This is a genomic window from Mesorhizobium sp. ArgA1, from assembly GCF_053714375.1.
In genome coordinates this window covers 22,432-33,984 of record NZ_JBSKBQ010000028.1, presented here as the reverse complement: position 1 = coordinate 33,984, position 11,553 = coordinate 22,432, and the positions used below count along the sequence as shown (strand labels likewise).

General features: G+C 59.1%; 8 protein-coding genes. All 8 read left to right on the top strand.

Annotated elements, in window-relative coordinates; translation table 11 throughout:
- The first annotated feature begins 854 nt into the window (after window positions 1–854).
- Complete coding sequence (locus ACWGTI_RS29990) at window positions 855–2,297, top strand: amidase (RefSeq protein WP_454590373.1); 1,443 nt, start codon at window positions 855–857, stop codon at window positions 2,295–2,297.
- Window positions 2,298–2,352: 55 nt separating this feature from the next.
- The gene (locus ACWGTI_RS29985; RefSeq protein WP_454590372.1) at window positions 2,353–4,020 is read left to right on the top strand and encodes an ABC transporter substrate-binding protein; all 1,668 of its coding nucleotides are present in this window, start codon (window positions 2,353–2,355) and stop codon (window positions 4,018–4,020) included.
- A gap of 1 nt (window position 4,021) precedes the next feature.
- Window positions 4,022–5,023, top strand: coding sequence for an ABC transporter permease (locus ACWGTI_RS29980; RefSeq protein ID WP_454590371.1), 1,002 nt, complete (start codon window positions 4,022–4,024; stop codon window positions 5,021–5,023).
- A complete protein-coding gene (locus tag ACWGTI_RS29975; protein ID WP_454590370.1) occupies window positions 5,020–5,952 on the top strand; it encodes an ABC transporter permease in 933 nt (310 codons plus the stop codon). Before ACWGTI_RS29980 ends, ACWGTI_RS29975 begins: the two co-directional genes overlap by 4 nt.
- Complete coding sequence (locus tag ACWGTI_RS29970) at window positions 5,949–6,962, top strand: ABC transporter ATP-binding protein (protein ID WP_454590369.1); 1,014 nt, start codon at window positions 5,949–5,951, stop codon at window positions 6,960–6,962. The genes ACWGTI_RS29975 and ACWGTI_RS29970 overlap by 4 nt, the downstream gene beginning before the upstream one ends.
- On the top strand, window positions 6,955–7,953 hold the full coding sequence (locus ACWGTI_RS29965) for an ABC transporter ATP-binding protein (protein WP_454590368.1): 999 nt from the start codon (window positions 6,955–6,957) through the stop codon (window positions 7,951–7,953). The genes ACWGTI_RS29970 and ACWGTI_RS29965 overlap by 8 nt, the downstream gene beginning before the upstream one ends.
- A gap of 254 nt (window positions 7,954–8,207) precedes the next feature.
- Window positions 8,208–9,212, top strand: coding sequence for an alpha/beta fold hydrolase (locus tag ACWGTI_RS29960; RefSeq protein ID WP_454590367.1), 1,005 nt, complete (start codon window positions 8,208–8,210; stop codon window positions 9,210–9,212).
- Between the two features lie 750 nt (window positions 9,213–9,962).
- Window positions 9,963–11,543 (top strand): ABC transporter substrate-binding protein, encoded by a 1,581-nt coding sequence (locus tag ACWGTI_RS29955; protein ID WP_454590366.1) that lies wholly within the window; start codon window positions 9,963–9,965, stop codon window positions 11,541–11,543.
- The last annotated feature ends 10 nt before the right edge of the window (window positions 11,544–11,553 follow it).

Here is an 11,553-nt window from a genome sequence, read left to right as displayed (position 1 = left end):
TTCAATCACGACACGGAGGAGTTCTCGGCGATCGCGGCTACGCTCATGCGGCACAACGCGATCAGCGAAACGCTGTCCGCTTACGATTAACTTGCGGTCAGCGCCGGCTTCGAGCAGTTGGCCGGCGAGTAGCTTCTTCAGCTTGGCGTTCTTGTATTCCAGAGCCTTCAGCGACTTGGCGTCTTGACCAGGTGCGGCTTGAGCCCGTGCGCATGCCAGATGCGCTGGACGCTGCTGTAGGAGATGCCCGCTGCCTTGGCCATGCTGGCGCACGCTGAGTCGCGTTCGCCGGCCTCTCGTGCAGCGTCATGTGCACCAGTTGCGCGATCTTTGGCGAAAGCGGCTTGACCCGCGACGGGCGGGTGGCGTCCTTCAGCAGGCCATGCACTCCCTTGGCGATGTAGTGGCAGCGCCAGCGGCGCCCTCCAAACCACTTTCTGCGGCGTGTTGCGATCGCGAACCAGCCGCTCCACTGGTTCGCAATGTTCGTCGCAACCGATTCGGCAGGCGGCTCTCGCCATCGCAAGACTGCGTCTTCCCCGCCCTATGGACCATCTTTTAGCGCACCTAGGGGTCAGCGGCGTAAGAATTAAACAAACGCGGCTTAGCCGCGAAAGACCATTCGACAACGCGGCAAGACCACATGCTGGCTCAGTATATTCGCTTTAAGGAATGAAAACGACGACAGGGCAATTGAGGAAATCGCTGATGCTCGTCCGGATGCCGTCAAGCCAACCCGGACGAGCGGCGCAAGGAGGCCCTCCGCAGCGTCAGCCAAGACGAAACGATGCGAAGGAAGTCGCACGGTGCGTCGACCAAGGTCAACATCGATAGAAATTCAAGGGACAAATGCGATGTCAAATGCCCGGATGGCGGCTGGTGACATAGTTCGCTTAGACGCAGTTGGGCAGGCCGAAGCAGTCCACCGGGGCGACATTTCGCCGTCGGATCTTGTCGAAGCAGCGATCGGACGTATCGAACAGAGCGAAGGTTTGATTGGTGCGCTGGTCCATGAACGCTTCCAGGCCGCCCGTGCTGAGCTTGGTAGTGTGCCCACCGACCGGCCTTTTCCTGGGGTTCCTATACTGCTCAAGGATAGCGGAGGCGCCTCTCAAATCGGCATTCCGCATTTCGCTGGCAATCGCGTTCTGAAGAAAAATCCTATTGTCGCCACCGTTGATACACCGCTGGGCAAGCGCCTTCGTGACGCCGGATTCATTACACTGGGAGTTAGCAAGGCTCCTGAAATGGGGTGGTACACAACTACGCAGCCCGTTGCATTCGGCCCGACCCGAAACCCCTGGATGCTCGACCGCTCAGCGGGTGGGTCGTCCGGCGGGGCTGCCGCAGCCGTGGCTGCTGGTATGGTACCGGTAGCGCATGGGACGGAGGACGGGGGATCCATCAGAATTCCAGCGTCGTTCTGCGGTGTGGTTGGCCTGAAGCCCACCCGAGGATTAGTGCCTGTTCCCGAGCCAAACACATACCATTTGGCGCATCAGTTTGTGCTCTGCCGGACAATTCGAGATGCTGCGGCACTCCTCGATATCATGGCAGCTGACAATCCTCGGGCGCTCTATTCGTCGTTTCCAAAGCAGAATTATTCCCGTTTGGCCGCCGCTGGGGTTCTGCCGCGTCTGCGGGTGGGTTTGGCTCGCAGTATGGGAGGTATTGAAGCACATGTCGATTGTCAACGTGCTCTCGATGTCACCATCGCATTGCTTGAAGCGCTGGGTTGCGACGTCATTGATGAGACTGTGCCAGCGCTCGGCCAAGAAGACGCTGCGACATCTGCGCTGCTACTTGGCGTCTTCGGCGTCCGAGCGTTCCGAGAACTGGAGAAGAAGACGGGTCGGCGATTGACGCCCGACGATGTCGAATCTTTCATCTGGGAAGTGGGGCATCCGAAGGAGCCAACCGCTACAGCATTGGAATATCTCGACGCGGTTGAGCGAAGGAGAGCCTGGGCGGTTGAGATCATGAACTGGTGGGACGATTTTGACCTTTTGCTTACGCCAACCGTTTGCGAGCCGGCAGGCACCTTGCAATCTTACGCCGAGGAGACGCCGGATGAAGCGTTGGCAACAGTGACCCGGCAGATGGCATTTGCGGGTCCGTTCGATGAGACCGGGCAACCTGCGATCTCTCTGCCGCTTTATTGGAGAGATGATGGCCTGCCCATAGGGATGCAATTAGTCGCCGATGTTGGTCGGGACGAACTTCTTCTCAGCGTCGCCGCGCGCCTGGAGGCTCTCAACCCTTGGAAGGACAAGTGGCCGACGATCCGCGTCGAATGAACGCCAATACCGGGAGGACAACACAATGAAACGCATAGGTTCAGGGGAGATTAAGATGACCGAATGGCAAGTCAGCCGTCGTAGCGTGGTAAAGGCAATGCTGGTAGGAGGGGTTGCATCTTGGATGATGCGATCACGGGCGTTCGCCTCGTCATGTGGCGATCATATTGTGCGCGTCGGAGGAATCTTCGCCCCCGACACGATGAACCCGTTTGCCACCTGGGCCTCGTTCCTGCCGACGGTCTTCACATATGACTTTCTGGTCGGCGTGGACGGGCAACGTCATCCCGATCGAAAGGGATTTGCCAAAGAGTGGTCCGTTGCCGACGATAAGCTCACTTGGACGTTCAAGATCTGGCCTGGCACGAAGTGGTCAGACGGCCAGCGAGCAACCGCAAGGGACGCCGCATTCACCTACAACTATCTCCGCGGCTCTATGGGAAAGCCCGAGGAGTTGAACGTCGGCTGGAACAACACTGACGGCCTGCAAAACGTCGAGTCCATCACAGCCCTCGACGACGAGACTTTGCAAATCGTAACCAAGACGCCCACCCGCTGGCCAATTGACAACTGGACTATGATTGTCCCCGAGCACATCTGGAAAGATATCAGCTACGCCGACGCGCGCAGCACCTTCCGCAACGATCCGCCGCTGGTCGGCACGGGCCCCATGATCATCGCCGAGTTTCAGCAGGGCCAGTTTGCGCGCATGGCTCCAAACGAACACTTCCGCACAGGGCGGCCGGCAACGGCCGGCATGATCTTTAACTTCTTCCAAACGGCCGATCCGATCGCCCAGGGCCTAAAGAGCGGAAGCCTCGATTACGGCGTCAGCTTGACGACCGCCCAATGGGCCGACCTCTCGAAGCAACCGGATATCGAGGTCGGTCAGGCACGCGTCGAGCAGCGGAACTACCTGGCCTTCAACTGCGCGTCCGGGGAGGGAGCGGGCAGCACCAAGGCTTTGCAGGATCCGGCGTTTCGCGACGCGATCGGCTACGCGATCGACCAGAAGAGTATCGTCGATCGCGCTTACCGCGGGCAGGCTGACCCTGGCATAGGAATAGTTATGCCTGTGGCGGCCGACTACTATTCGGACCTCAGCGATATCAGGCGGCATTTTGATCTGGAGGAGGCACGGCGGCGGCTAGATGCAGCCGGCTATAGAGACACTAATGGCGACGGTATCCGGGAGGACAAGGAAGGAAAGAGCTTCCAGCTCGAGCTGATTACCGGAACTTCCTCGGGTCTTCTTGAAATGCCAACCGCGCAAGTGCAATTCATCGCAGGCTGGTTGGAGAAACTCGGCATTCCTACATCGGTGACCCAGCTCGATTCTGGCGCTCTCACCACCCGCACAGCAGCCCCGGCGAAGGGCGGCGGAGGCTGGGATTTGCTCGTTCGCGCGAGCTGGTTGTCTCCCTCGGCTCACGACCTTCTCAGCTTAGGTAACAGCAAATTCTTGGGGACCTCGTATAACACTTCTTACTGGAAAAACGACAAATTCGATGAGCTTCTGTCGCAGGTCGACCTTACCGCTGATCTTAAGAAGAGCAAGGAACTTGTCGACCAGGCAGCGCGTCTTATTTACACTGAAGCGCCCTACATCATTTTGTGTTACCCATTCGTGCTCGACGCCCATCGCAAGGATTGCTTCAAGGACTGGGGAACGCAGAACTCACTTTGGAGCTACTTTCCATTCGATCGTGTGAGGCCGCTATAAAGTGGCTACCGTTACACAAGGAGACCGCACGGGCCGGCGCATCCGAGGCATTGCCGTCAGGGCTATCGTCACGCTCTTGATGGTTGCAATCTTGAACTTCATCCTGTTCAGGGTTTTACCGGGCGATCCTGCCGGGATGCTCTTAGGGGGTGCACGCACCGCTGTGACCGCTGAGCAGATCGAGGCACAGCGCGAGCGCTGGGGCCTCGACCGACCGCTCATCCCGGATCAGATGCTGGACTATTTATCAGCAACGGCAGAGGGGGACCTGGGCTACAGCTTCAAATTCAGGGGCAGGCGTGTCGTCGACCTTCTGCTTGAGCGGCTTCCTGCCACTATCGCGCTGGTCGGTGTGGCTCAGATCATCGCAATTTTATTCGGCGTCATGCTTGGCCTCTACGCGGGCTGGCGCCGGGGAGGGGCGACCGACCATGTCGTCACTGGCGGCTCTTTGGTGCTCTACTCGACACCTTCGTTCTGGCTCGGCATGGTCCTGGTCGTTGTGTTCAGCACGGGACTGGGCTGGCTACCTGGCTATGGGGCGTCTTCCCCCGGCGCCATCACGGGATCCCTCGGCTGGTTGGCCGATTACCTGCGGCATCTCGTGCTTCCTGCCTCAACGGTTGCCTTGGGATTGTTGGGCCAATACGTGCTGGTGGCGCGTGCTGCCATGAGCGACGTCGTAGCGGAGGACTACATGGTCACAGCCCGGGCCAAGGGACTGACCAATGGCCAGATGCTGATGCGTCATGGCTTCCGCAACGCAATGCTTCCTGTCGTGACCTTGGTGACGCTCAATCTGGGCTACGTGGTGGCCGGTGCCATCACCGTCGAAACCGTATTCGCCTGGCCGGGGATTGGGAGCTTGACGGTGGAGGCGCTCAACGCCCGAGATTATCCTGTGCTGCAGGGCATCTTCTTGTTGCTCGGAGGTTCGATCGTTTTTGCAAACATGGTCGCCGACCTGGTCTACGGCCTTCTTGATCCAAGGGTTAGACAATGACCAAAGTTGTTGCGGAATCGCGTCGGCGGGTTCGCCTTCGGGCGACAAAAGACTTTCTGGGCCGGCTGTTCGAACGGGGCGGAGCCTGGGTTGGCGTGGCGGCTTTGGCCTCCTTCCTCGCCTTGGCAGCGGTGCCCGGATCACTCGTCGGCCCGCTCGAGACGGCAGCTAACGCAACCGGAGATTTTATGACACCCCCTGACGGTCAACACCTGCTTGGCACGGATGAGGTGGGACGAGACGTGCTGAATCTTGTCGTCCATGGCGCCCGAATTTCGCTGACGATCGCGCTGATAGCGACCGTGATCAGCCTCATCGTCGGCACAACGGTTGGCGTGATTTCGGGTTACTTTGGTGGCAAGGTCGACACTTGGCTGATGCGCATTACTGATTTCTTCTTCGTGGTTCCATCCTTCGTGCTGGCCCTGGTTATCGCGCCGGTGTTTGTGGAGGTGGTGGGTCGCGGCCGCGAGATCCTGGGCTTCCGAACTTCGCTGTTCGTCATCGTTGTGGTGATCGGCTTGACGAGCTGGTCCTTTGTCGCTCGCATCATTCGTAGCCAGACGCTGACGCTTCGCGAGCGGCCCTTCGTGGATCGCGCCAGGGTCGCAGGCAGCAGTGATGCCAGCATCATGGTGCGGCACATCCTGCCGAACCTCGTGCCACAGATCACCGCCAATGGCGCCCTGGTCGTAGCTGGCGCGATCTATACCGAAACCTCACTGTCATTTATCGGCCTTGGTGATCCGCTGCAGCCTTCCTGGGGCACTTTGCTTGCCCTGGCTCAACGCTCAGGCGCCGCAAGCGCTGGAGCCTGGTGGTATCTCGGTGCGCCGGGAGTGTGCGTACTCACGGTCGCGCTTGCCTTCGTCCTGCTTGGCAATGCGCTCGACGATACCTTCAACCCGCGTCGGCGTGTGATCCCATGAACGATGTCTCGCAAAAAGCCACCGCTTCGCTTCTGTCGGTTGACCGGCTTTCCGTCAACTATGGGATGAAGGGCGTTTCGTTGCCTGCAATCCAGGATGTCAGCTTTGAGCTCCGCGCCGGAGAGGCCGTCGCCCTCGTCGGGGAATCGGGGAGTGGCAAGACCACCACAGCAATGGCAATCGCGGGTCTGTTGTCGCCCAACGCGCGGGTGAGCGGCGGCGAGGTACGCTATCGTGGCGCCCGGCTGCCAATCGAAGATGATGCCGCGATGCGGCCACATCGCTGGAGCGAGACCTCCGTCATCTTCCAGGGTGCGATGAATGCGCTCAACCCCGTTCACCGCATCACAAAGCAGATTGCAGAACCGTGCATGCTGAAGCTTGGCATGTCGCGTGACCAGGCGACTGCGAGGGCACGTGAATTGCTCGAACTCGTCGGGATACCAGCCGATCGCGGTGCCGCCTACCCTCACCAGCTGTCTGGTGGTATGCGCCAAAGAGTGATGATCGCCATGGCGCTGGCATGCCGCCCCTCAATCGTCCTCGGCGATGAGCCGACCACCGCGCTTGATGTCATCAACCAGGCTCAAATCCTCAAGCTTCTGGTAGAACTGCGATCGAGGTTCAATCTTGCCCTCATGTTGATCACCCACGACCTGTCCGTGGTCTCCGAGTCCTGTGACCGCGTCATGATCATGTATGCCGGCCGGATCGTGGAGGATGGCGCCGTCGCTGATATCTTCGCAGCCCCCAAGCACCCCTACACCCGACTGCTGATCGAATCGATCCCGAACCCGGCGAAGGGAAAGCGGGTGTTACGCCCCATACCTGGCGATCCGCCCACCCTGGTGAAGCGGCCGACGGGTTGCGCGTTTCATCCGCGCTGCCCATTCGCCATGCCGATTTGTACGACCGAACTTCCCGAACTCGATGGGTTCGGTCAGGGGCGCGTGGCCTGTCACCTTCACAGCGCGTCGACGCAGGTAGCCGAGGTCTCAGCACATGTGTGATACCAGCGCTATTCTGCAATTAGAGAACCTGCAGGTTGGCTTTCCCATACAGGGCGGGCTGTTCGACAGTGTGCTGGGCCGGCCCAAGAACATCGTGCGTGCCGTAGACGGGGTCGACCTTACCATAGGCCGCGGCGAGATTGTCGCTCTCGTAGGCGAATCCGGCAGCGGCAAGACTACAGTTGGCCGCGCAATTACCAAGCTTGTTCAGTCAACCGGCGGTCGGCTGCTGTTCGACGGCAAGGATATGACAGCCCTGCAAGGCTTCTCGGCCTTGCGTCCTTACCGACACCGCGTGCAAATGATCTTTCAGGACGCCTATCAGGCGCTGAACCCCCGCCACACCGTGTTCGATGCCGTAGCAGAGCCATTGCGCTCGCTGAAGCTGGTTGACAACGACAGCCAACTCACTGAGCGAGTGAGCGAAGCTCTGTCAGCTGCAGGCCTCAACCCGCCCGAAGAGTTCTTCGCGCGCTTTCCGCACGAGCTATCTGGTGGACAGCGCCAGCGGGTCGTCATAGCCGGAGCGCTGGTCGTCAAACCGGACCTCATCGTTGCGGATGAACCAGTGTCAATGCTCGATGTCTCGATCCGCGCGCAGATTCTCCAGGCGCTCATTTATCTTCGCGACAAGCAGAACCTGGCGCTGCTGTTCATCACCCACGACCTCCCGCTCGCCTGGTTGATCGCCGACCGGATTGCGGTGATGTACCTCGGCCGAGTGGTCGAGATCGGCAGCGCCGACGACATCACGCTGAACCCCCAGCATCCCTACACAATCGCCCTGCGAGACGCCACGCCACAGGTTTGCGACGGCGGAGATCGCGGTGGCACCAAAGCCCTGCATGGCGAGATTCCGAGTGCTGCCCGCGTGCCGAAGGGCTGTCGGTTCCATCCCCGATGTCCCGTTGCCTTCGACCGTTGTCGGCAAGAGGAGCCTCCTGCCATCGAAGTGGGACCCCAGCACATGTCCGCATGCTGGCACAGCTAGCGAAGTGAAGGCCTGCCCAGTGCTTCTCAGACTTGCTCAGCCTTCGAGGCGTCCCGTATCAGCTAGGAATGGAGTTTATCGTGCCGGTGACGAGGTGGTTGACCGCAGCATACGTTCGGTGCCTTTCCGAACCAGCTCAGCATCTGCTCCCAAGTAGCTGCCACGTTTCGCGCGTCACGGTGGCAGCTAGCCATCGCCTACGCCGCAACTCAGGCGAGCCGGGCTGCTTTTCCACACAATGAGGTGAAACGATCATGGCCCAACAACATCATGCTGATGCGTCCTCCCGCTTGGAGGCGTCCACGGTCTCACAGTCGGCAGAAGCGACGGAGGAACAATCGGCAATTGAACAGTATTTGACTCCACGCGTCTTCGAAGTCCCAATGTCACAGGGAAGGACGGTCCGCGCCTTCGAGGTGGGGCCGCGCGACGGTCCGCTCGTCATTGGCATTCATGGGACCCCGAGCTCGGGGCTCGCCCACATTGTGAACTACGTGGCGAGCGGCGCACTGTTCTGCCGGCTCGTGTCCTTTGATCGCCCGGGTTACGGTGGCTCAACTCCGCAGCCCGGGCGCAAAGTCTGCGATATCGTGCCGGTTGTGGAGGCCATTCTCGATCATCTGTCAGCCGATGTTGCAGCCGTCTACGGTCACTCGGCGGGCGGTATGCTCGCCCTTGCCACCGCCGCGCTGAGGCCCCAGCGCATTACGCGGGCTGCGTGCAGCGGTGCCAATGGCCCCAACTTTGGTGTAGGGGGCTTCGATCATTTAGACGGGCAGGTTCCCCTTGTGCGGGAGGAATTTATTGAGGCGCGAAAGGGCCCAGGAGCATCACGTGCGTTCTATAGGCGTATATACCCCGACTTGCACTCTCCGGAGATTCAAAAACAGTTGCTTTCGGAGAATGACCTTCGCATAGCGCGCCTGCAGGCCCCTTTGCGGGAGAAGCTCACCCAACAGCTCGCGCTGGCTGAATCCCCCTATTCGGAGGAAGATGCTTACGTTGATGACCTCCAATCATGGGTGTCTCCGTGGGGCTTTGAACTCGGATCCATAACCGTACCTACACGCATCGTTCATGGCCTGGAGGATCTCTGGGTACCTCGGTGCCATGCCGAGTGGATGCATACCCAGATCCATAATTCTAGTTTAGAGCTTTTTCCTCACTTCGGACACGGCTTAGGTCAACTGATGCCTCACGTGTTGGCGTGGCTAGTGCAGGATCAGCTTCTCTCCTCATCTGCCACACCGCTCGTGTAGTGGGAGCTTGATGTATGACGCTTGCCTCGAGGAGACCGGCAATTTCCCTGGGGCCAGACCGCAACAGCGCCCAAGACGGTTCCGATTCGACGCGTTGTGAGGTCCTTTGCGGAATGTGTGCCAGTCTGGGCAAACCGGCCTCGCGCACAGCATTCCTGACAGTCCCCGCCGAGAGCGCGGATCCATAGTGTCGCGTCGCCCGCCGGCTCCCGACCGTTGAGGAGAGGGAGCCAAGTAACAAGCTCAAGCGCCTATACGAACTGGTCGGCAATCCTCAAACCTACCTGGGGTGGGAACAAGATGGGGTGGTTGCCGCCCTCCCCAGACGGCATCGCAGTGTGCCAGAGTCGTGATCCCTTAAAGGTCACGCAGCAGAGAGGACGGCAATGAAGGTTACAATGCTCGGGGTATGGACCTAGCAAAGAACGTTTTCCAGCTTCATGGCGGGCGAGGTGCTGTTTCGTCAGGGGGGCGTCCACCCCATCGAATAGGCCGGTCTCCGAAATACCGGCAATTCGAGAGCAAACGAGATATCTAGAAAGCCGATGTCAGCCTCAACTTATATTCGTTAGTCAAATGTCCGGTGCTGCTATATTTTCTGTTTGTGGGAAACTTGGTCAGGATCAATGCCAGCATATCACGATCCGCTCTGGCGGCCTCCGACAGTGCGATCCTGCTGACGTGCCAGACCAATACGAAAGCGGGCCCGACTGCGAAGGGAATCGCTCAACGGAACGGGAGTTACAGACCATGGATGGTACCGTAGGCAATGTGAGTAGAAGGGCCCTTCTGAAAACGGGCGCCGTACTCGGCGGAGGCGTTTTCGCGGGAATGTCGTTGTCGCAAGCCATTTGGGCAGCGGAAGGGAAGGTCCTAACGGCGCGCTCCGGTGGCGACACCTCCACCTTCGACCCAGGATTCTACAATGAATTCTTGGGCATAGACGTGGCAAACTGCATCTATTCGAAGCTCATTCGATATAGGCCGGGCTCCGAATGGGGCTGGGAATTGGAAGCGGCAGAAAAGATTGAGCAGGTCGACCCGACCCATATCCGCTTCCAACTTAAGAAAGGCATCATGTTCACCGGTGGTTACGGTGAATTGACCGCGCGGGACGTCAAATTCTCTTTTGAGCGCGTCATCAAACACAATTCACCGATCAAGCCAGATTGGGGGCCGCTCGATCATGTCGAGGTCGAGGATGCCTATACTGGGGTGATCGTATTCAAATCCCCGTTTGTGCCAGTCTGGAACGTCGCGCTCCCCTTTGGTGTTGGTCATATCCTTTCCGAGGATGCGGTGATGAAGACGACCGGTGATGGCAGCACCTTCGGCTTAAAGCCGCCGGCTTTTTCCGGCCCCTACGTACTCGCCGACTGGAGGGCGAAGCAGTACACGCTTCTGACCCGGAATCCCGACTGGTCCGGGCCAAAGCCTGGGTTCGACGAAATCCGCATCATCCCGATCAACGACGACAAGACGGCGGAGCGTGCCTATCAAGCAGGCGACGTTGATTTCACTAGAATCAGTCTGGATTCGCTTGCGAAGCTCAAGAGCAACCCGCCCGCCGACACCAAGATCGAGGAGCATCCCTCGCTCTATTATTACTGGATCGGCATGAATATGGATCATCCCAATTTGAAGGACATCAATATCCGCAAGGCGATCCAGTGGGCGATCAATGTGCCGCAGATCCTCGATGCAGCGTATGCGGGACAGGCGGAGGTCGGGACAGGTACGGTTCCTCCAGGTATAGTAGGACATCGGGAAAAAGCGCTCGTCCCGCCGGAAGGCGATCTGGTGAAGGCCAAGGAGTTTCTGGAAAAGGCCGGTGTGAGCAATCTGAACTTGACCATCGATTGCTTGAACGAGAGCACCTATCAAACCATAGCCCAGACTGTGCAGGCACAATTGTCACAGATCGGCATCACGGTTGAGGTCAATGTCCAAGATTCCGGATCTTACTGGACGCTTGGCATGGAATCGGAAGGCGCCCGCTGGAAGGACATCCAGCTTACCGTCATGTACTTCTCAAGCCTACCCGATCCGCATTACGCGACTGCCTGGTTCGTTCAAGACCAGGTGGGCGTGTGGAACTGGATGCGTTTTCGCAGCAAGCGTTTCGACGAGCTCAGCGCCAAGGGGGTCACTATCAGTGACCCGAACGAGCGGGCAAAGGTCTACCAGGAAATGCAGGATCTCATGGAGGAGTCGGGCGCTTTCCGCTTCCTTACCTTTGGAGGTGATCCGGTTATGTATCGCACCACGCGCATGCAGGCCGCGACACTCCCGGACGCGCGCCCGCTGTTCCTCAATTTTAAGCCGGCCTAAATCCAAGCGG

Coding starts and splice junctions, on each gene's coding strand:
- ACWGTI_RS29955 (WP_454590366.1), top strand. CDS start 9,963: ATGGATGGTACCGTAGGCAATGTGAGTAGAAGGGCCCTTCTGAAAACG.
- ACWGTI_RS29985 (WP_454590372.1), top strand. CDS start 2,353: ATGACCGAATGGCAAGTCAGCCGTCGTAGCGTGGTAAAGGCAATGCTG.
- ACWGTI_RS29965 (WP_454590368.1), top strand. CDS start 6,955: ATGTGTGATACCAGCGCTATTCTGCAATTAGAGAACCTGCAGGTTGGC.
- ACWGTI_RS29990 (WP_454590373.1), top strand. CDS start 855: ATGTCAAATGCCCGGATGGCGGCTGGTGACATAGTTCGCTTAGACGCA.
- ACWGTI_RS29975 (WP_454590370.1), top strand. CDS start 5,020: ATGACCAAAGTTGTTGCGGAATCGCGTCGGCGGGTTCGCCTTCGGGCG.
- ACWGTI_RS29970 (WP_454590369.1), top strand. CDS start 5,949: ATGAACGATGTCTCGCAAAAAGCCACCGCTTCGCTTCTGTCGGTTGAC.
- ACWGTI_RS29960 (WP_454590367.1), top strand. CDS start 8,208: ATGGCCCAACAACATCATGCTGATGCGTCCTCCCGCTTGGAGGCGTCC.